Below are 21551 nucleotides of genomic sequence, written 5' to 3'. Positions count from 1 at the left end.
TTCGTCCGGTCGACGCCTCCGCCAGTCGTTCAAACCCATCTGATCGAAGAGTCGGCTGAACTATCATCCCCACATGGCTCGGGCCATATTGGTGCTGTTGTCAGGACTCGTGATCGCGGGCGCTATCGCGACACCCGCCCACGCCGAACCCGCGCCGCCGTGCTCTTTCGAGCTGTCGCCACCTTCTGTCGTCCACGTCGACGGGGCCGACATGGTCAGCGCAACCGTCTCGCCGGCCGCATGCGGCGCGCCGGCAGACCCCCGCTTCAGCGTGGCCTGCCTGCAGCGTCAGGACAACGCCTCACCCGTCCAGTGCAATCAGGGCAGGGGAGCCCAACCGGCGCAGGTGCTGACTCCCTTCCGGCCCGGAGCGACGTACGTGTCCACCGGCCGGGGATGCGGCGGTTGGATGGGCATCGCGGAGATCGCCCCGCAGTGTCAGGTGCTCGGCCCACTCTCGACCCCGTTGTAACCGACAAGAACGTCGCCGACTGTTCATCTGTGCAATCCCTGTCAGTCACCTGTGCGCGCCAAGCTCGTCCGACTCACCGGCAGAACTGAAGAGGGTGGCGAATGATACGGGCGCGAGCGGCCGCAGCAGTGACCACAGCGGCAGCGCTGATCCTGGCGGGGTGCTCCACCGAGGCCAAGAAGCCAGGAGAAACCCCGAAGGCGACCCCGCCGATCGACTGGAACCTCCCAGCCCAAGACAGCTACCACCGCACCGCGACCTACCCGGTGTACCTCAACAGACCTGCCGCAGATCCGGTCGACAAAGAGACCGTCGCCGAGATCTCCACCGTCACCCCCGACGGCAACACGCTCATCTACACCGACGCCGCCGCCAAACGCATCGGCTTCCTCGACATCACCGACCCCGCCAAACCCGTTGTTAAAGGCACGCTTTCCCTCGCCGAGCTGGGGCACAAGGACGACCAGCCCACCTCGGTGGCGGCTGTCAAAGACCACGTCCTCGTCGTCGTCGACACCACCGGCGGTGACTTCGCCCACCCCTCCGGCCGCGTCGACATCGTGCGGACCGCCGACCGCACCCGCGTGCACAGCATCGACCTGGGCGGCCAGCCCGATTCGATCGCCATCAGCCCCGACGGCACCTTCGCCGCGATCGCCATGGAGAACCAGCGCAACGAGGAGTTCACCCCGCCGGGCAAGGAGGAAGGTGACCTTCCCCAGCCACCAACCGGATTCGTGCAACTCATCGACCTCGAGGGTGCGCCGAACACGTGGGCGCCGCGCAAGGTCGACTTCGACGTGGAGGCGGCGCGGAAGGCCGGCCTCGATACCCCCGAGGATCTCGAACCCGAGTACGTCAGCATCAACTCCCGCGGCCAGGTCGCGGTGACGCTGCAGGAGAACAACGGTATCGCCGTGATCGACGGTCATACCGGCAAGGTCTCCAAGATCTTCAGCGCCGGAACCCAATCCGTCGAGGGCATCGACACCAAAGAGGACGACGCGATCGACCAGACAGGCTCGATCAAGGACATCCCGCGCGAACCCGATGCCATCGGCTGGATCGGCGACGACCACTTCGCCACCGCCAACGAAGGCGACTGGAAGGGCGGCACCCGCGGCTGGACGATCTTCGACGCGAGAACCGGCGAGGTCACCTGGGATGCCGGAAACTCCCTCGAACAGCTCGCGGTGCGCACCGGCCTGCACATCGAAGGCCGTGCGGAATCCAAGGGGCCCGAGCCGGAAGGCTTGGCCATCACCACCATTGACGGCCACCCGACCGCGCTGATCGCCTCCGAACGCAGCAACTTCGTCGCCGTCTACGACGTCAGTCATCCCAAGGCGCCGGAGTTCCGGCAGATCCTGCCGACCACGCCGGGCCCCGAAGGTGTCCTGCCGATCCCGTCGCGCAATCTGCTGGCCATCTCCTCCGAAGCCGACGACGCCGAGGCCAAGGTGAGGGCCTCGGTCAACCTCTACGGTTACGGCGAATCTTTTGCCTCCGCAGGCAAACCCAACTTCCCGTCGATCGTCTCCGCCGACATAGACGGTAAGCCGATCGGCTGGGGCGCGCTCGGCGCACTCTCCGCAGCCCCGAAGGACCCCAACCGGCTCTACACCGCCACCGACATCGCCTACGGCCCAGCCCGCATCCTCGGCGTGAACGTGGCACAGAAACCGGCCCTGATCGACACCGAACTGCCGGTCACCGAAGCCGGCAAGCCTGTCAGCCTCGACATCGAAGGCATCTCGGCCCGCCCCGACGGGGGGTTCGTGCTGGCCGTGGAAGGCGAAGACGGTCCCGGTAACCAGCTGGTCTACGTTGCCGCCGACGGCCAGATCGAGAAGCGGGTCCCGTTGCCCAAAGACATTGTGGCCCAACTCGGCAGCAACGGACTCGAAGGCGTCGCCGTCGAGGGACACTCGGTCTGGGTGGCGCTGCAGCGCGAACTCAAGACCGACCCGAAGGGCGTGGTCCGCATCGGGCGCTACACGCCGCAGGGCGACAAGTGGGAATGGTTCGGCTACCAGCTGGACTCCACCAGCGCCAAGGACGACTGGATCGGCATCTCCGAAATCTCCGTCCACAACGGCGAATTGCTGATCCTGGAACGGGACAAACTCAACGGGCCCGACGCGCGTTTGAAAGCGCTGTACCGGGTCGCGATCCCCGGGAGCGCGAGGGCAGGCACGCTGCAAGTCCTGCCGAAGACGTTGGCCCACAACCTCGTGCCGGATCTGCAGGCCACCAACGGGTATGTGCAGGAGAAGGTCGAAGGCGTCGCGATCGCCGGCAACCAGAACCTGTACGTCGTCACCGACAACGACGGGCTCGACGACGCCAACGGCGAAACCGTGTTCCTCGATCTCGGACCTGCGGCCGAGGCGTTGAAGAGATAGGGCCCCTGAGGCCGGCCCCCGTGTCATGATGACGCGCATGAGGACGGCGCTCATCCGATCCGACAAGCTGTTGATCTTCGGTGGCCTCGCCATCTGCGTGGTGGCGGGGCTGTCTCATTACGGTGGCTGGCCGCACTTGGTCGCCTTCGTCGTCAGCGCGTTGGCGGTGTGCGTCCTGGCCTCCCTGGTCGGATTGGCCGTCGACCAGCTCGGGGACCGGTTCGGTCCCGGCGCCACCGGGGTGCTGCAGTCCGCGCTCGGCAATCTGCCGGAGCTGTTCATCTGCATCTTCGCGCTCAAGGCCGGACTGGTCGACGTGGTGCGGGCCGCGCTGATCGGCTCCATCCTGGCGAACCTGCTGCTGGTGCTGGGATTGGCGTTCCTGGTCGGCGGACTGAAGCACGGCCCGCAGAAGCTCGGCTCCGCGCAGGTCCGGACCATCCTGGTGCTGATGGTGCTGTCGGTCACCGCGATGGCGATACCGTCGATCGCCCACGAGGTGCACGCCCCGGCCTCCGAACACGAAGTGTCGTTCTCGATGATCGTGTCGGTCGTCCTGCTCGTGCTGTTCGGACTGTCGCTGCCGTACTCGCTGAGCCGGGACAAGCAGAACAAGACCAGTGACCCTGTGCCGCAGCCACATAAAGAACAACCCCGGTGGCCGGTGGGATTGGCGATCGGCATGCTGGCCATCGCCGGCGGATCGGCAGCGTTCGTCTCGGATTGGTTTGTCGCCGCGCTGGAACCGGCGATGGACTCGCTGCACATCTCGCAGGCCTTCGCCGGTTTGGTGATCGTGGCGATCGCAGGCAACGCCGTCGAGAACGTCGTCGGCGTGCAGCTGGCCGCCAAAAACCAGTCCGAGTATGCCTTCTCGATCATCCTGAACAGCCCGATCCAGATCGCCCTGGTGCTGGCCCCGGTGCTGGTGCTGGTGAGCCAGATCTTCGGGCTCGCGTCGCTGACCCTGGTGTTCGGGCCGATGCTGATCGTCGCCCTACTGGTCGCCGTCATCCTGGCGGCGATCATCGCCTTCGACGGGGAATCCACCTGGCTGGAAGGCGCGGCACTGATCGCCCTGTACTGCATCATCGCCGCTTCCTTCTGGTGGGGATGACGATTCGACCGACGACGATTGAGGTAGTCGGTTACGCGTGTGCCCGCATTGCCGTGCTGGTCAATCTGTAGGGGCGTGTTTGACAAACAAGTCCACACAGGGGGGTACTGCCATGGAAACTTCATCTGGCCGGCGGGTTTTCGCCGGCGCCGTTCTGACGGGCGTGTGTGCGGTGGGGCTGACGTTTGCGCCGCCGGCGCAGGCTGCGTCCCCGAAAGCCAAGCTCGTCAACACCCAAACCGGTCTGTGTCTGACGATCGCCGGTGGGGAGAGCACCGACAACAACGTTCGCGCACTGCAGTTCACGTGCGACTCCCATCCGTCGCGTCAGTGGTTCCTGGACGACATGGGCAACGGCACGGTGCAGATCAGGAACGTGCAGACCAACAAGTGCCTGACCATCGCCGGCGGCGTGAGCCGTGAGAACAATGTTCCCGCACTGCAGTTCACCTGTGACGATCACCCGTCACGCGCTTGGGTTCTCGACGATCAGGGCGACGGCACCACGCAGATCAGGAACGTCCAAACTCAGAAATGTGTGACGATCGCCGGCGGGGTGAGCCACGAGAACAACGTCGACGCCGTCCAATTCGACTGCGACGACCACCCGTCGCGGACCTGGCGACTCGTGTTCCAGGGCGGGTGACCTAGACGGCGAACGCCAACCAGTAGCCGATCGGGATCATCGCGACATACCCGAGAATTCCGACGGGGATCCCGATCAGCGGCGTCGACTTGCGCCACGCGGCCACCGCGGCACCCGCGACGGCCAAGACTGTGCCGGCCACCAGACACATCCACGGAATCCACACAAGGACGTTCTGGCCGGCCGCCGTCAGTTGGCACACCTTGTCAGTGACGCCTTCGTGACAGGGGTCGGTCGCCATGGCCAACGGCAGCATCAGCACGACGGCCGCCAGAAAGCCCAGAACACCCATGACGCTGAGCAATACGACGAACCACACCCAGTGCTTGCCGTAGTTGTGCTCGGCGGCAGGCGGTTCCGGGGTGGTCATGGATCAGCCTTCCGCGGCCACCAGCGACCCGAGTTTGATGTCGGGGTTGTCGCGCTGGAAACCCTCCAGCCGCCACGGCGTCGAGAACAGCACGAGCATGACGCCGTCGCTGCGGGTCAGCACCTCGCAGGAGACCTGACGGTTCACGAAGTCGGCGTCTTCGGGGCGGACAACCCGCGCGACCTGATAGGGCAGGTTCTCCAGGGCGATCGGCGCGCTGAGCTCAGCGGCCATCCGGTGGGCGGCCACCTCGAACTGCATCGGTCCGACGGCGGCGAACACCGGTGCCTGTTCACCACGCTTGTCCGAGCGCAGCACCTGAACGACGCCCTCCTGCTCCAGCTGCTCGATGCCCTTGCGGAACTGCTTGTGCTTGCTGGGGTCGGTACCGCGGGCCACCGCGAAGTGCTCGGGGGAGAAGCTCGGGATCGGCGGGTAGACTACCGGGACGTCGCGGTACAGCGTGTCACCGGGACGCAGCGCCGCGGCGTTCGCCAACCCGATCACATCGCCGGGCCACGCGTCGTCGAGCGTCGAGCGCTGCTGACCGAACACCGACTGCGCGTACTTGGTGACGAACGGCTTGCCGGTGGCGGCATGGGTGAGCACGTCGCCGCGCTCGAACGTGCCCGAGACCACCCGCGCATACGCGATGCGATCGCGGTGCGAGGAGTCCATCCCGGCCTGCACCTTGAACACGAACGCGCTGAACGGCGAGTCGACCGCCCGCCGGTTGCCGTCGACATCGACCGATCCGCTGGGGGCGGGGGCCAGTTCGACCAGGACGTCGAGCAGCTGGTTCACGCCGAAGTTCAGGGCGGCCGAGGTGAACAGCACGGGAGAGGACTCGCCGGACAGGAACGTCTCGCGGTCGTAGTCGGACCCGTCGATCGACAGCAGCTCGGATTCCTCGACAGCGGTGTCCCAGTCGTCACCGGCGGCAGCGTGGGCGTCGGCGGCGGCGATGTGCTCCTCGGGGGCCGCGGTGGCGCCACCCGCGGTGCGGGTGAAGCGGATGAACTTCTCGGCGCGACGATCCATCACGCCCTTGAAGTCCCCGGCGATACCGACCGGCCAGGTCAGCGGAGTGGTACGCAGCCCGATCCGCTCGTGGATCTCGTCCATCAGCTCGAGTGCGTGCCGGCCCGGACGGTCCCACTTGTTGATCACCGTGATGATCGGAATCCCGCGGTGCTTACACACCTGGAACAGCTTGAGGGTCTGCGGCTCAAGGCCTTTCGCGGCGTCGATGAGCATGACCGCGCAGTCCACCGCGGTCAGCACGCGGTAGGTGTCCTCGGAGAAGTCGGCGTGCCCGGGGGTGTCGAGCAGGTTGATGACGCAGTCGCGGTACGGGAACTGCAGCGCGGTCGAGGTGATCGAGATACCGCGGGCCTTCTCCATCTCCATCCAGTCCGACACCGTGGAGCGACGGCCCGCCTTGCCATGGATCGCGCCGGCCTCGGTGATCACCCGGGCGTGCAGCGCGAGCGCCTCGGTCAGCGTGGACTTACCGGCGTCGGGGTGGCTGATGACGGCGAAGGTGCGGCGACGGGCCGCCTCAGCGGAGATCTTGGCAGCTTGGGCGGTGTTGGCGGCTTGGGGAACCAGGGCGTTTTCGGTCATCTCGACTAGCGATGGTATGGCGGTTTGAGGGCAAACTCGTAATCGAGCGGGGCCGACGTGTGATCCGCAGCCCGTGGTACCGCCGGTGATACTGCATTTCCAGATCGCCTACTGGTCCCCTTCCCGGTGCTGATGTGACACCTGTGGTCACCCCCCGATACTCCCGCGCCGGAGGGCATGATCGTTCGTGATGAACATCTGTGTCTTCCTCTCCGCCGCCGACCTCGACGACCGCTATACGGAACCGGCGCGGGCCTTCGCCGAACTGCTCGGCAAGGGAGGCCACACGCTGGTCTGGGGCGGCTCCGACAAGGGGCTGATGAAGGTCGTGGCCGACGGCGTGCAGAACAGCGGCGGCCGGCTGGTCGGGATCTCGGTCGAGTTCCTGCGGGCGCATGCCAGGACCGGTGCCGACGAGATGGTGATCACCGCGGACCTCGCCGAGCGCAAGGCGACGCTGCTGGCGCGTTCCGACGCGCTGGTGGTGATGGCCGGTGGCCTGGGCACCCTTGATGAAGCCACCGAGATCCTGGAGCTGCGCAAGCATCGGCGTCACGACAAGCCCGTGGTACTGCTGAACACCGCGGGGTTCTACGACGGCCTGGTGATCCAACTGCGGCGGATGGAGCAGGACGGTTTCCTGCCGCTGCCGTTGGATGAGCTGGTGTACGTCACCGAGGAACCTGAAGCGGTGATGACGTACCTGCAGCAGTAAGGCTGAACCCTCCCTCAAAATGCGGAAGAGGCTGGCAACTGCCGTTGGTGTTGCCGCGCGATATGGAGTAGCCGACTACTCGCTGTTCTGAACTGCGATTAGCCCACGATAGGGAGAGGTGACGCTCAACTACAGGAGAGAGATATGCGATCGATCGATGTCAGGCTCCACAGCATTTCGTGCGAATACAACGGATTTGGCGGAAATATCCCCATCGAAGGGTCGATCAGTGGATCGACCTATTTCCGGGATTCGAACAACCCAGCTGATCTTCGCGATACCAGGGTCATCTACCCATTCCCCAACGGGCCCGTGAAGGTGAGTGAAGGCGAGACGGTCTCGATTCGAATGGACCGCAGCGTCAGCTTCACTCTGCGTACGCCGGTACATGATCCAGAGGCATATCCCGACTTCCTGAAGGTGACGGTCGCGCTGAACCACGAGCTGGGCACTCAGAGTTGGACCTTCCGCAATAATGACACCTTTCCTTTGCGTCGTGAGGATCCTCTGCTCAAAACCATGCACTTCAGTACGCCGAACATTCGCGTCAACCTCGTCTTTGCCTTCCAAATGTGGGTCGAGGGTGCGGTGTAACTCTGAGGTTTCAGTACCGCTCGATATTTCAAGGAATCGCCATGTCGGCGATCGGCCTCCGGAGGTCCTGCGGCATGGTCAGCGTCGCCGGCTGAGGCAACGACACCATCACGACTCGCCCACATCCCCGAGGCGTTGCGACGAAGGTCAAGGGGTCCGGTTAGGATTGAGGCACAGGTCGGGTTTCCTACCAGACCTAATCAAATTGGCCCTCGCCGAACCACATTGGAGTGAAGTTGACGTCTGTTCGTCGTGCCTACCTGGCGGTCGCACTTGCTGTGCTGGCCGTGTCGGGTGGTGTCGTTGTTTCGGCCCTGCCGGACTGCGCCGAGCACTGCCAGACGTTGGCCGCGCCGCCCCAGGGCGTGCCGCAGCCGTCGCCCACCGAGCCGGCCAAACTGACCATCACGCCCAAGCCTGACGCCGAGGTCGACCCGCTGGCCCGGGTGATGGTCACCGCGGACACCGGAACCGTGGCGCGCGTGACGATGCTCAATGACGCGGGCAAGGAGATCCCCGGCGTCCTCACCCCCGACGCCAGGACGTGGAAGCCGACCACGACGCTCGGCTACGGCCGCACCTACACGCTCAAAATCGACGCCCGCGGCCCCGGCGGCATGCCGACCCGCAAGTCCACCACCTTCTCCACCGTGACCCCCGGCTACCAGGCCCGCGTCTACCTCAACGGCACGAACTACGCCCCGCTGCAGGACGGCGCCACCTACGGCGTCGGCATGGTGATCGTCGCGCGCTTCGACGAGCCGGTCACCGACAAGGCCACCGCCGAGAACCGGATGAAGGTCATCACCCAGCCCAAGGCGCTGGGTTCGTGGAACTGGATCGACGACCAGACCGCGCACTGGCGTCCGGAGAAGTACTACGCCCCGGGCACCAAGGTCACCGTCGACGCCGGCATCTACGGCACCAAGCTCGGCGACGACCTCTACGGCGCGCAGGACGAGAAGGTCTCCTTCACCATCGGCGCGTCCCACGTCACCATCGCCGACGACACCGACAAGCAGGTCAAGGTCTACGAGAACGGCAAGCTGGTGCGCACCATGCCGACCTCGATGGGCATGGGCGGCACCGAGACCATCGGTGGCACCACGATGAGCTTCTGGACCCCGCGCGGCATCTACACCGTGATGGACAAGGCCAACCCGGTGATCATGGACTCCTCGACCTACGGCCTGCCGGTCAACTCACGGCTGGGCTACAAGACGACTATCCCGTGGGCCACCCGCATCAGCATCGACGGCATCTACCTGCACCAGCTCAACGCCACGGTGTGGGCACAGGGCAAGGAGAACACCAGCCACGGCTGCCTCAACCTCAACGGCGACAACGCCGAGTGGTTCTACAACTTCTCGGTGCCCGGCGACATCGTCGAGATCCGCAACACCGGCGGCGATCCGCTCAAGCCGACCAACAACGGCGACTGGTCCGTGCCCTGGGCCGAATGGATCAAGGGCAGCGCCCTGCACTGAGAACCCGCCGGTGCCCTAGTTGCCCGGCAGCTTGGCCGCGATCCGGTCGACGACCTGATTGGCCTGCGCGGCGGAATCGCCGTCACCACAAACGATCGACTCGACCACGGCGCTCCCGCGGGCCAGGACGGCGTGATAGCAGTTGCGGGCCGGGGCTTCCTGACGCTGGGCACCGCCCCCACCGCGGGCGGTGTCGCGGCGCGGATCGGGGAGGGCCTCGGGGTTCTCCGCGGTCACCGGCCCGGCCGTCCAATGCTGGGTGACGTCCTTGGCGGTGGTGGTGAACACGACGCCCTCGCGGCATTGTTCGTCGTTGATCATCCTTACGGTGTTGCCGGCCACCCGCAGGGCCTGCCGTCCGGGCTGCGGCCACACCGGTGACGTCTCCGGGAACACCTGGATCAGCTGGGCCGCCGACTGGCCCCGCGCGCCGCGGTTGTTGTCGCCGACCACGGCCTGGTAGCCATCGGCGCCGACGGCCTCCTGGAACAGCAGGCGGGCCGCGCAGTCCCGCGGCTCGATGCCGTTCGAGAGCTGCCCGGGTTGGGTGAACGTGGCGGTCTGCCGCAGATCGGTGTCGCCGATGATCTCGCCCAGCTCGCCGGGCGGCAGGAGTGCCGCACGCGCCGCCCGGGCCGGGTCGGCCGCACCGGCCGACGGGGTCGGGGCAGCGGCGGTGGTCGTTTCCCGCGGCGGGGCCCCTGCGTTGCCATCGGTGCTGTCCGAACACCCTGCCAACAGCAGACCGATTCCGAGCAAACCCATCACAGCCCGCACTGCGCCCCCTCGTCATACCTGTTGATCGTGCTGAAGCCCGCGTCACCGGCCCTCGTTCCGCAATAAATCTTGCCCCAGCCGCGGTGCACGCTGACGCGGCAAATTGTCCCGATGGCGCCGGGTGGATCGGAAAATTAGTGCCTGCGGACTCCGTTAGCTGCGGTTAGGATTTGCACGGTCACTGCCCGGTGGCCACCAGACACCGCGCGACGGTCTGGTCGGTGGTGAATGATTCGGGGGATGCGGTGCGATCCACGCTGACTGTTGGGGTGAGCCTGTGACGGGCGGGGGCTTCGGCGGCCCAGGCCCGTTCGGTGGCCAACCAGGTCCCGGCCCGCAGAACCAGCCCCCGCAGCAGCCCGGATGGGGCGGGCCTCCCGGCCCGCAGTATCCGCAGGCACCCGCGGGTGGGCAGCAGTTCGGCGCGCCACTCCCACCACCACCGCCGCCGCAGTGGGCACCGCAGCCCGGCCAGTTCGGCAACCAACCACCGTTCCCCGGGCAGCCCCCCGGCTACCCGCCGATGCCCACCCCCAAGCCCGCCCGCAAACCGCTGCTGAGGCTTCCGTCCACCAAGCGAGGCCGACGGATACTGCTCGGCGCGGGTGCAGGCGTCGTGGCGGTGGCGCTGATCGCCGGCGGCGTCGCGGTGTTCACCGGCGGCGGTCAGTACGACGGCGGCACGGGTAAGGCCGGTGAGGCGGTCACGGCCTATCTGGAGGCGCTGCAACGTGGCGATGCGAAGGCGGCGTTGTCGCTGGGCCGCGATCAGCCGCCGGACACCTCGATGCTCACCGACGAGATCCTCAAGCAGCAGATGGACAAGTTCCCCATCACCGACGTCAAGGTCCTCGGTGACATCCCCACGACCGACGGCGGTGCCATGGTGCACGTGATCGCCAAGGTCGGAGGCGTCGACAGCGACGAGCGCATCCTGCTGGAGAAGCCCCCGCCAGGCGAGGGGTGGAAGCTGAAATCAGGGGCGATGGCAGTCGAATTCAAGATCCAGGACATGAATCCGGGTCTGGCCAAGTCCATCACGGTCTGGGACAAGCCTGTTCCCAAGAGCGGCAAGGCCTATGTGTTCCCCGGGCTGGTCGAACTGGGTAGTTCGAACCCGGCGCTGCAGGTCGGCAATTCGCCGGCAGTGGGCAATGCCGACCCGACGCTGTACGAGATCTCGACCATGAGCAGAGTGGTCTATCCGGAGGTCAAGGTCAGCGACGAAGGCCGTCAGATGGTGCGGGACGAGTTGCAGAAGGCGTTGGACAAGTGCGCCGAGAGCACCAGTCTTGAGCCGCCGAAATGCCCGAACAAGGCTGCCCGGTCCGATTTCGTCCCCGACTCCGCAAAATGGACGGCTCCGTCCGACCTCGAAGCCGTCACCATCAACTTCATGGACCCGAAGACGGGCAAGGCCATGATCATCGGTAACGCCGAATTCGGTATCTCGGTCCGCACCCAGTCGGGCGAGACCGAAACCGGGACGTTCCTGGCGTCGGTCTTCGGCAACGCCGACATGACCCAGACCCCGCCCGTCGTCGATTTCGACAGAGCCTGAGCGCGGAGAAACCAACGTGACGAACTTCTCGAACTGGCCCGGGCCCGACGCGACGCGGGGTGCCCCGCCACCTCCGCAGTTCAACCAGCCGCCGCCGCAGCCAGGCTTCGGTGGACCCGCGGGTCCCGAAGCCGGCCAACCACATTGGGGCGGGCCGCCGTCCACACCGCCCGGCGGTGCAAAGCCGCGGCCGGCCAAGAACCGTAAACCGCTGATCATCACCGCCGCAGCGACCGTGGCCGTGCTCACGGTGATCGGCGTCGTCGTCGCGTTCTTGATGAGCAAGGGCGAGGACGGCGTCAGCTTCAATCCCAGCGGCGCGCCGACGGAAGTCGCCAAGGCCTACATGGAAGCCCTGGCGCGCGGCGATGCGCAGGCGGCGCTGGACCTCAGCGCCACTCAACCGGCGACCACCGACCTTCTGACCGATGACATCCTGAAGAAGCAGCTGGACAAGTTGCCCATCACCGAGGTCGAGGTGATCGGGGAGGCGGACCGGAAACCCGACGCCGACAAGCGGACCGCGGCGGTCAAGGTTGCGGCCAAGTTCGGTGGTCAGCGCACCGAAGGCAAACTCGACATGGTCGTGGTCGACAACGAGTGGAAGCTCTCGGCGGCGTTCGTCGATGCCACCACCGAGGAGATCCACGGATATGGGGACCCCGAGGCGGCCGCGGCGTTGACGGTGTTCGGCAAGCCACTGCCGCAGAGCCGCCACTTCTACGTTTTCCCCGGCTACCTCGAAATGGGCACGGCCACTCCGTATGTCAAGGTCAACGAACTGCCACCGACCACGCTCGACGATGTCTCCGCGCTGAAGGACACGGGGATCGAGCCGAAGTTCTCGATGGGCCCCGATGGCCTCAAAGCCGCACAGGACGCGGTACTGGCCTGGATCAACAAGTGCTTCAACCCGGGTGATCACACCGGGTGCGGCGATATCATCACCGGCACCTGGACCAACACCTACGACATGAGCACGATGCGGGTGCGCGGCCCGGTCGACTTGCCCCCGGACATCTTCCGGCTTCCCGATCACACCACCGTGGTGCAGGTGGGCGGCCTCAACGTTCCCTTCACCGCCAACGAGAAGACGACCGGGCGGGTCATCGACAACTCGGTCAGCATCTCCGACCAGGTCGAGGTGAACATCGGCGTGCAACCGCCGAAAGTGGCCTTGAACAGGTGAAGATGACGCCGACCGACCGGGAGACGCCGTGACCAACTTCGGGGGAGACAATCCCATCGGGGGCGATGCATCTCAGCCGCCACAAGGTTTTCCGCCTCCGGTGCGTCCGCAGCCGCCGGCCCCCGGACCGTATTCGCCGGGACCGGCCGGCGGTGGTTTCAGCGGCCCGGCGTTCGGCGCCCCACCGTCGGGCACGCCGCCGTTCCCCGGCGGATACCCGAATCCGCCAGGGAATGCGCCCTTTCCAGCCGGTGCGCCGTCGTTCGGTGCCCCGGCCTTCGAACCTCCGTCCTACGGCAGCCTCCCACCCAAGAATCGCCGCAGGCTGTTCGGCATGATCGCCGGCGCCGTGGTCCTCGTGGTCGCGGTGGTGGTAGGCGTCGTCGTGTTCGTCGGTGGGTCCGGCTCGGATGCCACGACCGCCGGCGGTGCGGTCGAGGGGTACCTGAAGGCGCTGGCGAAAGGCGATGCCGACAAGGCGCTGTCGTTCGGGATCAACCAGCCTCCCGACAAGACCTACCTCACCGACGAGGTACTCAAGAAGCAGATCGACAAGATGCCGATCACCGACATCAAGATCCTCGGCGAGGATTCCACCTCGGTGCATGTGCTGGCCAATTTCGGCGATCAGGCGGTCGACCAGGAAATCCCCGTCAAACAATCTGGCGACGGTACCTACAAGGTGGAATACCCCACCTATGCACTGAATTTCGAGAAAGAGAAAGCCAAAGGGTCGACGGCGCTGCTGGATTCGTTCAGCATATTCGGCAAGCCGCTGCCGTCGTCGGGCATCGCCTACCTCTTTCCGGGCGCGATCGAGGTGAGCAGCTCGAACCCCAACATCAGCCTGAAATACCGCCGCGATTCCTACCTGCAGTCGGGGGCGTCCTACAAGCAACCCGAAGAGGACGCCGACTATGAGCTGGAAGTCAGCGATGAGGGCGAGCAGGCCGCCGACAAGGCGATTTTGGACGCCATGACCGAGTGCGCCAAATCGACTGCCCTGGCACCGCCCAAGTGCCCCATGGACGCCTCCCGCGCCGCCTACGGACTGATCGAAGGCAGCGCCCGTTGGACCGCGCCGACCAACGCCGACAAGGTGACGCTGCGGATGCCGCCGCACGTCTTCGGGGAGGGACTCAGTGGCCACGCCACGGTCAGCGGCGCCGTCGACATGAAGCTGTCGGCGCAGTCCACCGAGCCGATGTTCAACGTCAACGACGAGACCGTGCGGGTCAACATGGGCGGCTACGTCGACCTCACCAAGAATCCCCCGACCTACACCTACGAGTAAGGATCACTGAGTGGAACTCCAACAGCCCGGCGTGGAGTCGGGGGAACGTACGACACTGACCAACCGGGTTCAGCCGGGCAATCAGGAACTGCAACTGGCCCTGCAGGCGGTCCGTGAGATCGGCTATGCCTTCGGCGCCAAGGTGGTTGGGCAGGAGCAACTGCGCGAGACGCTGCTGATCGGTCTCCTCAGTGGCGGGCACATCCTGCTCGAAAGCGTGCCGGGGCTGGCGAAAACGACGGCGGCACGCACCCTCTCGGACGCGATCGCGGGCAGCTTCCAGCGGATCCAGTGCACACCGGACCTGCTGCCCAGCGACATTCTGGGCACCCAGATCTACGACGCGACCACGGCCGAGTTCAAAACCCAGCTGGGCCCCGTGCACGCGAACATCGTCCTGCTCGACGAGATCAACCGCTCGAGCTCGAAATCGCAGAGCGCCATGCTCGAAGCGATGGAGGAGCGCCAGACCACCATCGCGGGAACGACCTATCCACTGCCCGAGCCGTTCCTGGTGATCGCCACCCAGAACCCCGTCGACCAGGAGGGCACGTATCCGCTGTCGGAGGCCCAGACCGACCGGTTCATGCTCAAAGAGGTGCTGCGCTACCCGACCCCCGACGAGGAGGTCGAGGTGTTACAGCGCAGGGACCGCGGCGTCTACGACCGGACGGGCGTGCCGCGGCCGGTGGTCAACCTGGAAACCATTCGGCGACTGCAGGTCACCACCCGCAACGTGCACATGGATCCGGTGCTGATGCAGTACGTCAGCCGGCTGGTCCACGTCACCCGTGAACCACAGCAGTTCCTGCGCCCCGAGGTGGCCCGCTTCATCGAGTACGGGGCCAGCCCGCGCGCGACCATCGCCTTCGTCAGTGCGGCGCGCGCCGCTGCGCTGATCGCCGGCCGCAATCATGTTCTGCCGCCGGACATCCACAAGGTGGCCTACCGGGTGCTGCGGCACCGGCTCATCCTCGGATTCGAGGCGGTCAGCGCCAAGGTCACCCCGGAGTCCGTGATCGATCAGGTACTGCAAGCGGTTCCGGTACCCGGGTAGTCCGGCGATGGGTAGGCACCTCAACCGCGCGCGGCAGTACTTCGGCAACGTCAGCCGCAGCATGCTGCAAGGCGGCAAGCATGCGTTGCTGCACACCCGCACGCTGGAGTTCGACGACCTGCGTCCGTACGTGCCCGGCGACGACATCCGCGACATCAACTGGAAGGCCACCGCCCGAGCCGGCGACACCCTGGTCACAAAGTTCGTCACGGAGAAGCACCACAAGATCCTGCTGGTGTGCGACACCGGGCGGAACATGTCGGCCCTGGCGCCCAGCGGCGAGTTCAAACGTGACATCGCCGGTGTGGTGGCCGGCGTCATCGGGATGATCAGCATGAGCCGATCCGATGAGCTCGGCATGGTCTACGGGGATGTCCGCGGCAGTGCCACGGTGCGAAGCCGCAAGGGCGAGAACCACATCGAGGGGATGCTCGAGCAGCTCGCGGCGCACAGCGTCGGCGACGTCGGGGAAAGCCGCATCGTCACCCAGCTCAATTACGTCGCGCACAGTCATCGGGCGCGGCTGTTGATGGTGGTCATCGCCGACGAGCCGGAGATCTCCGCCGAGCTTGAGGAGGCCGTCAAGCGACTGGCGGGCCGCCACGAGCTGCTGTGGGTCGCGATCTCGGACATGCCGGCCGTCGGCGCGGAGCAGGGGGAGATGGACGGCTACGACGTGGGTACCGGACGGTTCGTCCCCGACGGCACCACCCTGGGCCGGACCGTGGTCGACGCCTACCGCCGCGCCGAACAACAGCGGACGGTCGAGCTCGACCGGTTCTTCGAACGGATGGCGGTGCCTTTCGTCCGGATCGGCGGCAGCGCCGAAGTCCGGAACCGGATCACGCATCTGACGGAGGTGTACAGCAATGCCCGGTGATGACCTGCTGAGGTTCATCGGCGGACCGCTCGCCCCGTCGGGATGGTGGCTGGTGCTGGCCGCCGCGATCGTCGTGGCGCTGATCGCCTGGTGCGCCGGCGTGGTCATCTGGACGCTGCCGCCGCAACGGTTGCGGTCCATCCCTGTCCTTCGCGACTGGCACGCCCAGCTGACCCGGCGCCGGTTCACCCGGGCGATCACCGAGACGACCGCGCGCTACGGCCGACGGGAGCTGTCGCGGGAGGCCGCTGCCACCGCCTACAACCACACCCTGCGCAGCTTCCTGTACCTGCGTAGCGGGGTGTATGCCAAGAACCTGCTGACCGAGCACCTCGCCCAGAACGAGTTGTCCGATGCCGTCCCGCTGCTGACGCTTCTGCACGACGCGCAGTTCAATCCCGAATCCCGCGCTGACGTCGTGGCTTTGGGCCGCTCGGCCGAGGAGTTGATCCACGCATGGACCTGAGATGGACCTGGCTGCTCGTCATCGGCGTGCTGGGCCTTGCGGTGGCCGTGATCATCGCCTGGCGACTGCCGGTCGCCAAGGTGCAACGTCGGATGCGACCACTGGCCAACGTCAGCCGCCTGACCCGGCTGCCCGAATTCGCCCGCGTCCAACGGATCTACCTGATCTCGATGGCCGTCGTCGGATCGATGGTGGCGATCGCCTTCCTGGGCGCCATCGTCGCCGCGGCCCGTCCCGCCAAGCTCGCCACGGCCAACGACGGCTACGACGCTGCCTACCCCCGCGACGTCATGTTGTGTGTGGGCCAGCCCGTCAACGATCCGACCACCGCCGATTTCCTGAACTACTGGGCCGGAAAGGCCAAGGACTCCAAGGCAACCGCGTTCGGCATCACCTCCCAGAACCTGCGTGCGCTGCCGATCACCCGTGACCGCGCTTTCGCCGAAGAACGGATGCGCTACTTCGCCGGGCTGGCCGGGATTCAGCAGAAACTCGACACCCACCAGCAGGTGCCGGTGGAGCAGAAGCTCGAACTGGCAGCCGGTCTCGAGGCCTTCGCCCGGCCGATCAAGTACGTCGACTACGCGCCGAGCCTCGAAGACACCCTCGCGATGTGCCTGTCGGGGTTCGGCAACAGCAGCGGCTCCCACCGCCGCCAACTCGTCTACATCGGCTACAGCAAGTTCCGCGCTGACAACGAGAAACGGCCGTCGCTCTACGACCAGTCCCAGGTGCTGGCCATGGCGCAGCGCGAAGGGATTCAGATCAACGCCATCTCCCGGGCCGACGTCGGACAGATCAGCCAGGCCGGCAACGATTCCCTGCGTGCCCTGGCCGATGCGACCAAGGGACGCTTCTCGCTCTACAACCCCGCCGGAACCGGATCCTCCGAGGGCGCCAACGACATCCTCAACGGTGCCCTCGACAAGATCAACGACAATCCGCCGGTACCGCGCTACCTCGGGATCAACCAGGACTCGAAGCGATACTTCGACATCCCGACGGTGCCCCTGGCCATCGCGGTCGTGGCGGCACTGGCGCTGTCGGTCGGACTGGGGGTGCTGCGCCGATGAACTTCGCCCCGGTCCTGCCCGTCTACGTGCTCGCGATCCTGGCTTTCCTGATCGTGGCCGTTCGGGTGTTCACCCTCTATCAGCTGCTGGTGCGGACGAACCCGGGCCGCTACCGTCCCGTCGTATTGCGCTGGCTCGGACTGACATTCGCCGCACTGCTGCTGGTCCTGGCGGCGTTTCGGCCGGGGATCGCCGACGACGGCGATCGCAAGGCCTCCGCCGCAGGCGGGGGAGTCTCCGACATCAACGTGTTCTTCGTCGTCGACCGCTCGGTGACCTCGCGGATCCCCGACTACGGCAACGGCCAGGCGCGCATGGAGGGCATCCGGGCCGATATCGCCGCGCTGATGGAGAAGTACCGGACGGCCCGGTTCAACATGATCGGGTTCGCGACCAAGGCCAAGGTCAACTGGCCGCTGTCGCCCGACACCGACAGCTTCGAGGCCTACGTCAAGAACTTGTCGGCGTACTCCCTGACGCCCTATGACTCCTACAGTTTCATCGACCCGGTCGTCGCCAGAGATTTACTGCGCGAACAGCTCGAAGCGGCCAAGCAGGCCTACCCGGAGTCGAAGAGCCTGGTGTTCTACTTCGGTGACGGGGCCAAAGGCGATCAAGCCAAACCGGGATCGTTCGACATCCCCGAAGATCTCTTCAAGGGTGGGGCAGTGCTGGGATACGGCACCCCGGCCGGAGGACCGATTCCACACAGCTACGCCAATGGCCGCAAGAACTATCTCGGCGACCCGAACACCGGCGCGATCATCCGGTCCGGACTCGACGAGGCCCGCTTGCAGGAGATCGCGAAAAACCTTGGTGTCAAATACTTTCACCGTGAGCCCGGCGCGGAAATCGTGCCGGTGCTGCCGCCGGTCGCCTCGGGCGGCATGGTCGACGGCGGCGAGGTCAGCGGTGACGAGGATCCGCTGATCGGGCGCACCGAGTGGTACTGGGTGTTCGCGTTGATCAGCGCGGCACTGCTGTCCATCGAGGCGGTGTTGATGGTGCGTGAAGTCCGGCGTAACCGGTTGTCACGCAGCGACCTCACCGCAGAGGACGTGGTGGCCCAATGATGTTGCGTCAAAAGCCGAACCAGATACTGGGCCAGATCATTCCGCTGCTGCGGCAGTTCCTGCAGATCGCGCGCCACCGCACGGTGGCGTGGTTCAACCCGCCGCAGCGGCGGCTGCGACTGCGCCGTCGGCTCTTCCTCTACACCGTGCCCGTCGCCGCGCTCCTGGCGCTCGTGGTCGCCGGGCTGATCGCCGTGGTGTCGGTCGGACATTCGGCGGTGGACTCGTTCAACCGGCACGACATCGAGGCGTTGCGCGTCGACGTGGACAAACTGAAATCGTTCGGGGTGATCGAACCCGGCAACATCGCTTTCGCCGAGGGGGATCTGCTTGTCCTGGAAGGAAAACTCAACGATTCCGAAGCACGGTTCAGCGATGCGCTGGAACGCTTCGACGGCGACGACTCCTGCCCGGTACGGATCAATCTCGAACTCGTGCGGGAATCGCTGGCCGACCTGGCCGTGCGGTCCGGACGCCCCGAGGACGCCGACCGGCTCTACAACGCCGCACTGACCGTGGTCAAGGACGCCCCCGAGGGGTGCTTCCTGTACAACACGGATCCCAACGAGGAGCGGCGCGCCGTGCGGGCGGATGCCAAGCCGCGGCTGGAACGCAAACTGGCGGCGATGCACGCACCGCCCCCGCCGCGGCCGACCGGTCCCGCGGTGGTGACCCCGGAACCGCCTCCGCCTCCGCCGGCCCTGCCACTCCCGCCGGGTCAAGGTCTCGGCCAGGGCGAGGCGCCGGGCCAAGGCCCGGGCCAGGTTCCCGGGCAGCAGCAGGTGCCCGGCCAGGGCCAAGGTCCGCCTCCTCCGCCGAAGGGGTCGGGCGATGCGCCTGCCCTGCCGCCGATCGGGCAGGGCGGGGCGCCCGAACTCCCGCCGCTCGCCCCTGGCGGCGGTCAGTCGTCCTCGGAGACTCCGCCGTTGCCGTCGCTGCCCGGGGAGAACCTCCCGGCGGCGCCACCACCACCGCAGGGTGCACCACCGCCACCCGGCGGCGCCGGCGATGGCCCGTTGCAGGTGGCCGACCCCGCCGCGCCGAATCCCGCGCAGATCCTCGGACCTGTGGGGCCGGACGGACTTCCGTTGGGGGACAAGAACACCAGTGCTCCGGACCTGCATCTCGAGGACCGAGAAGGCGTCGGTTCAGGCCCGGAGGGCAAGCTGCAAGCCATCCTGGAGGACTCCAGCTCCTACGGTGGCGAGCGCGAGTGAGCCCGGCATCGCTAGGCGGATAACGCCTTCAAGTCGTCCATCGTCGACGTGACGATCTCGGCCAGCCCGGTGTCGGAGCTGTCCTGCACCCACCGGCTGAACGCGACCTTGAACACCGCCATCCCGGTTTCGGCGGCCAGGCGCGCCGCGGCATCGCCGACGCCACGGGCTCGCAGCGCCTCTGCCATCTGTCCGGACAGCGTGGCGAGCTTGATCAGCTCGCGCTCCTGAAGCGCGGGGTTGGCGTCGACGACGGACTGCCTGCGCAGGGCATGGTCGCGCCGCCCCTCGAACACCGGGCCGAGCGCGGTCAAGGCGGCGCCCACCACGTCGAGCGGCGGCGCTGCGGCCGGGGCATCGGCGATGGCGGCGGTCAAGAGCTCGGTGAGCATGGTCTGTCCGCCGAAGAGTGCCTCGCGCTTGTCGGCGAAATACCGGAAGTAGGTGCGCTCGGTCAGCCCGGCCCGCTCGGCGATCTCGGCGACCGTGGTCTGGTCGAACCCGCGCTCGAGATACAGCTGCAGGGCCGCCTCCTGCAGGCGGTCGCTCGCGTTGGGCTCCCAGCGGCTCATGAATGTGATCCTAGGGAATGTCAGTGACTGTCATCGCGTTGGCAGTGATGACAGTTTCTGACATCAGGAGGATTCCATGAAGGTTTTCGTCACGGGCGCGTCCGGTTTTGTCGGCACCGCGGTAGTTCGTGATCTCGTTGCCCACGGTCACGACGTCGTCGGCCTGGCCCGCTCCGACGCCTCGGCTGACGCGATCGGTGCGGCCGGCGCCCGCGTCCATCGCGGCGACCTGAACGATCACGACAGCGTGCGGACCGCGGCCGACGCCAGCGATGGCGTCATCCACCTGGCCTTCCGTCACGACTTCGACAACTTCACCGACGCCGGAGAGCTGGACCGGCGGGCCATCGAGGTCCTCGGGATGACCCTTGCCGGCTCGGACCGTCCACTGGTCGTCACCTCCGGCATGGCCGGGCACAGTGCCGGTCGGGTATTCACCGAGAACGACCCGTTCCAGCCCGGGCTGCCCCGGCACTCCGAGCCCGCGGTGCTGGCTTTCGCCGACAAGGGGGTACGCGCCTCGATCGTGCGGCTGTCACCGACGACGCACGGCGAGGGCGATCACGGGTTCGTGCCACGACTGATCCAGGTCGCGCGGGAGAAAGGTGTCTCGGCCTACATCGGCGACGGGGCCAACCGCTGGCCGGCGGTGCACCGCCTCGACGCCGCCCCGCTGTTCCGGCTGGCCGTCGAGCAGGCGCCGTCCGGGACGGTTCTGCACGCGGTGGCCGAGGAGGGCGTTGCGGGTCGCGACATCGCCACGGCCATCGGTCGCCATCTCGGGCTGCCTGTGACCAGCGTCCCGGTCGACCAGGCCTTCGACCACTTCGGGTGGATCGGCGGGATGTTCGCCCTCGACGTCCCGGCATCGAGCGCGTTGACCCGGCAACGATTCGGCTGGCAGCCCTCGGGAGCGGGACTGCTCGAGGATCTCGACCGCGGGCACTACTTCGAATGAGC

Annotated in this window: 22 protein-coding genes; 17 read left to right on the top strand and 5 right to left on the bottom strand. The window is 66.6% G+C overall.

Annotated elements, in window-relative coordinates:
* Window positions 1-73: 73 nt before the first annotated feature.
* From ACNQR1_RS30830 to ACNQR1_RS30815, 4 genes are all read left to right on the top strand, one after another.
* The gene (locus ACNQR1_RS30830; RefSeq protein WP_418049334.1) at window positions 74-472 is read left to right on the top strand and encodes a hypothetical protein; all 399 of its coding nucleotides are present in this window, start codon (window positions 74-76) and stop codon (window positions 470-472) included.
* Between the two features lie 101 nt (window positions 473-573).
* Window positions 574-2877: an esterase-like activity of phytase family protein gene (locus ACNQR1_RS30825; protein ID WP_418049333.1), complete on the top strand. Its 2304-nt coding sequence runs from the start codon at window positions 574-576 to the stop codon at window positions 2875-2877.
* Between the two features lie 37 nt (window positions 2878-2914).
* Window positions 2915-3994: a calcium/proton exchanger gene (gene cax / locus ACNQR1_RS30820; RefSeq protein ID WP_418049332.1), complete on the top strand. Its 1080-nt coding sequence runs from the start codon at window positions 2915-2917 to the stop codon at window positions 3992-3994.
* Window positions 3995-4106: 112 nt separating this feature from the next.
* Window positions 4107-4640, top strand: a complete 534-nt coding sequence (locus tag ACNQR1_RS30815; protein ID WP_418049331.1) for an RICIN domain-containing protein — start codon at window positions 4107-4109, stop codon at window positions 4638-4640.
* Window position 4641: 1 nt separating this feature from the next.
* On the opposite strand, the gene ACNQR1_RS30810 is transcribed toward ACNQR1_RS30815, so the two are convergent.
* Both ACNQR1_RS30810 and ACNQR1_RS30805 read right to left on the bottom strand, forming a co-directional pair.
* Window positions 4642-5010 (bottom strand): hypothetical protein, encoded by a 369-nt coding sequence (locus ACNQR1_RS30810; protein WP_418049330.1) that lies wholly within the window; start codon window positions 5008-5010, stop codon window positions 4642-4644.
* A 3-nt stretch (window positions 5011-5013) separates the two neighbouring features.
* On the bottom strand, window positions 5014-6636 hold the full coding sequence (locus ACNQR1_RS30805) for a peptide chain release factor 3 (RefSeq protein ID WP_418049329.1): 1623 nt from the start codon (window positions 6634-6636) through the stop codon (window positions 5014-5016).
* Window positions 6637-6826: 190 nt separating this feature from the next.
* Between ACNQR1_RS30805 and ACNQR1_RS30800 the strand changes: the two genes are divergently transcribed.
* The 3 genes from ACNQR1_RS30800 to ACNQR1_RS30790 all read left to right on the top strand — a co-directional run bounded on the left by ACNQR1_RS30800 (window position 6827) and on the right by ACNQR1_RS30790 (window position 9432).
* Window positions 6827-7351, top strand: a complete 525-nt coding sequence (locus ACNQR1_RS30800; RefSeq protein ID WP_418049328.1) for a TIGR00730 family Rossman fold protein — start codon at window positions 6827-6829, stop codon at window positions 7349-7351.
* 144 nt (window positions 7352-7495) lie between these two features.
* A complete protein-coding gene (locus tag ACNQR1_RS30795; protein WP_418049327.1) occupies window positions 7496-7945 on the top strand; it encodes a hypothetical protein in 450 nt (149 codons plus the stop codon).
* Window positions 7946-8175: 230 nt separating this feature from the next.
* Complete coding sequence (locus ACNQR1_RS30790; RefSeq protein ID WP_418049326.1) at window positions 8176-9432, top strand: L,D-transpeptidase; 1257 nt, start codon at window positions 8176-8178, stop codon at window positions 9430-9432.
* 15 nt (window positions 9433-9447) lie between these two features.
* Here the strand turns inward: ACNQR1_RS30790 and ACNQR1_RS30785 are convergent, their stop codons facing one another.
* Window positions 9448-10209: a sensor domain-containing protein gene (locus tag ACNQR1_RS30785; protein WP_418049325.1), complete on the bottom strand. Its 762-nt coding sequence runs from the start codon at window positions 10207-10209 to the stop codon at window positions 9448-9450.
* A gap of 178 nt (window positions 10210-10387) precedes the next feature.
* Window positions 10388-10696, bottom strand: coding sequence for a hypothetical protein (locus ACNQR1_RS30780; protein ID WP_418049324.1), 309 nt, complete (start codon window positions 10694-10696; stop codon window positions 10388-10390).
* Between the two features lie 36 nt (window positions 10697-10732).
* On the opposite strand from ACNQR1_RS30780, the gene ACNQR1_RS30775 reads away from it, so the two are divergent.
* From ACNQR1_RS30775 to ACNQR1_RS30735, 9 genes are all read left to right on the top strand, one after another.
* A complete protein-coding gene (locus ACNQR1_RS30775; protein ID WP_418049323.1) occupies window positions 10733-11770 on the top strand; it encodes a hypothetical protein in 1038 nt (345 codons plus the stop codon).
* 16 nt (window positions 11771-11786) lie between these two features.
* Entirely contained in the window at window positions 11787-12959 is a 1173-nt protein-coding gene (locus ACNQR1_RS30770) for a hypothetical protein (RefSeq protein ID WP_418049322.1), read from the top strand.
* 28 nt (window positions 12960-12987) lie between these two features.
* Complete coding sequence (locus ACNQR1_RS30765; RefSeq protein ID WP_418049321.1) at window positions 12988-14253, top strand: hypothetical protein; 1266 nt, start codon at window positions 12988-12990, stop codon at window positions 14251-14253.
* An 88-nt stretch (window positions 14254-14341) separates the two neighbouring features.
* Complete coding sequence (locus tag ACNQR1_RS30760) at window positions 14342-15310, top strand: AAA family ATPase (RefSeq protein WP_418050565.1); 969 nt, start codon at window positions 14342-14344, stop codon at window positions 15308-15310.
* A 7-nt stretch (window positions 15311-15317) separates the two neighbouring features.
* Window positions 15318-16190 carry a DUF58 domain-containing protein gene (locus ACNQR1_RS30755; protein ID WP_418049320.1) on the top strand — a complete coding sequence of 291 codons (873 nt, stop codon included), beginning with the start codon at window positions 15318-15320 and terminating at the stop codon, window positions 16188-16190.
* On the top strand, window positions 16180-16656 hold the full coding sequence (locus ACNQR1_RS30750) for a hypothetical protein (protein WP_418049319.1): 477 nt from the start codon (window positions 16180-16182) through the stop codon (window positions 16654-16656). The genes ACNQR1_RS30755 and ACNQR1_RS30750 overlap by 11 nt, the downstream gene beginning before the upstream one ends.
* Window positions 16647-17729, top strand: a complete 1083-nt coding sequence (locus ACNQR1_RS30745; RefSeq protein WP_418049318.1) for a hypothetical protein — start codon at window positions 16647-16649, stop codon at window positions 17727-17729. The genes ACNQR1_RS30750 and ACNQR1_RS30745 overlap by 10 nt, the downstream gene beginning before the upstream one ends.
* Window positions 17726-18802, top strand: a complete 1077-nt coding sequence (locus tag ACNQR1_RS30740) for a VWA domain-containing protein (protein ID WP_418049317.1) — start codon at window positions 17726-17728, stop codon at window positions 18800-18802. The genes ACNQR1_RS30745 and ACNQR1_RS30740 overlap by 4 nt, the downstream gene beginning before the upstream one ends.
* The gene (locus ACNQR1_RS30735; protein ID WP_418049316.1) at window positions 18799-20019 is read left to right on the top strand and encodes a hypothetical protein; all 1221 of its coding nucleotides are present in this window, start codon (window positions 18799-18801) and stop codon (window positions 20017-20019) included. Before ACNQR1_RS30740 ends, ACNQR1_RS30735 begins: the two co-directional genes overlap by 4 nt.
* A gap of 11 nt (window positions 20020-20030) precedes the next feature.
* Here ACNQR1_RS30735 and ACNQR1_RS30730 read toward each other — a convergent pair whose 3' ends face one another.
* Window positions 20031-20591 (bottom strand): TetR family transcriptional regulator, encoded by a 561-nt coding sequence (locus ACNQR1_RS30730; protein ID WP_418049315.1) that lies wholly within the window; start codon window positions 20589-20591, stop codon window positions 20031-20033.
* A 76-nt stretch (window positions 20592-20667) separates the two neighbouring features.
* Between ACNQR1_RS30730 and ACNQR1_RS30725 the strand changes: the two genes are divergently transcribed.
* Window positions 20668-21549, top strand: coding sequence for an SDR family oxidoreductase (locus ACNQR1_RS30725; RefSeq protein WP_418049314.1), 882 nt, complete (start codon window positions 20668-20670; stop codon window positions 21547-21549).
* Window positions 21550-21551 lie beyond the last annotated feature (2 nt).

Source organism: Mycobacterium sp. 48b (genome assembly GCF_048282725.1).
Lineage (GTDB): Bacteria > Actinomycetota > Actinomycetes > Mycobacteriales > Mycobacteriaceae > Mycobacterium.
Note: the sequence above shows the minus strand (reverse complement) of the source record. Positions and strands in the feature narration are given on the sequence as shown.

What these genes read in the sequence shown, in the direction of transcription:
- ACNQR1_RS30830 (WP_418049334.1), top strand. Translation starts at nt 74, where the DNA reads ATGGCTCGGGCCATATTGGTGCTGTTGTCAGGACTCGTGATCGCGGGC.
- ACNQR1_RS30825 (WP_418049333.1), top strand. Translation starts at nt 574, where the DNA reads ATGATACGGGCGCGAGCGGCCGCAGCAGTGACCACAGCGGCAGCGCTG.
- cax (WP_418049332.1), top strand. Translation starts at nt 2,915, where the DNA reads ATGAGGACGGCGCTCATCCGATCCGACAAGCTGTTGATCTTCGGTGGC.
- ACNQR1_RS30815 (WP_418049331.1), top strand. Translation starts at nt 4,107, where the DNA reads ATGGAAACTTCATCTGGCCGGCGGGTTTTCGCCGGCGCCGTTCTGACG.
- ACNQR1_RS30810 (WP_418049330.1), bottom strand. Translation starts at nt 5,010, where the DNA reads ATGACCACCCCGGAACCGCCTGCCGCCGAGCACAACTACGGCAAGCAC.
- ACNQR1_RS30805 (WP_418049329.1), bottom strand. Translation starts at nt 6,636, where the DNA reads ATGACCGAAAACGCCCTGGTTCCCCAAGCCGCCAACACCGCCCAAGCT.
- ACNQR1_RS30800 (WP_418049328.1), top strand. Translation starts at nt 6,827, where the DNA reads ATGAACATCTGTGTCTTCCTCTCCGCCGCCGACCTCGACGACCGCTAT.
- ACNQR1_RS30795 (WP_418049327.1), top strand. Translation starts at nt 7,496, where the DNA reads ATGCGATCGATCGATGTCAGGCTCCACAGCATTTCGTGCGAATACAAC.
- ACNQR1_RS30775 (WP_418049323.1), top strand. Translation starts at nt 10,733, where the DNA reads ATGCCCACCCCCAAGCCCGCCCGCAAACCGCTGCTGAGGCTTCCGTCC.
- ACNQR1_RS30755 (WP_418049320.1), top strand. Translation starts at nt 15,318, where the DNA reads ATGGGTAGGCACCTCAACCGCGCGCGGCAGTACTTCGGCAACGTCAGC.
- ACNQR1_RS30750 (WP_418049319.1), top strand. Translation starts at nt 16,180, where the DNA reads ATGCCCGGTGATGACCTGCTGAGGTTCATCGGCGGACCGCTCGCCCCG.
- ACNQR1_RS30745 (WP_418049318.1), top strand. Translation starts at nt 16,647, where the DNA reads ATGGACCTGAGATGGACCTGGCTGCTCGTCATCGGCGTGCTGGGCCTT.
- ACNQR1_RS30740 (WP_418049317.1), top strand. Translation starts at nt 17,726, where the DNA reads ATGAACTTCGCCCCGGTCCTGCCCGTCTACGTGCTCGCGATCCTGGCT.
- ACNQR1_RS30735 (WP_418049316.1), top strand. Translation starts at nt 18,799, where the DNA reads ATGATGTTGCGTCAAAAGCCGAACCAGATACTGGGCCAGATCATTCCG.
- ACNQR1_RS30730 (WP_418049315.1), bottom strand. Translation starts at nt 20,591, where the DNA reads ATGAGCCGCTGGGAGCCCAACGCGAGCGACCGCCTGCAGGAGGCGGCC.
- ACNQR1_RS30725 (WP_418049314.1), top strand. Translation starts at nt 20,668, where the DNA reads ATGAAGGTTTTCGTCACGGGCGCGTCCGGTTTTGTCGGCACCGCGGTA.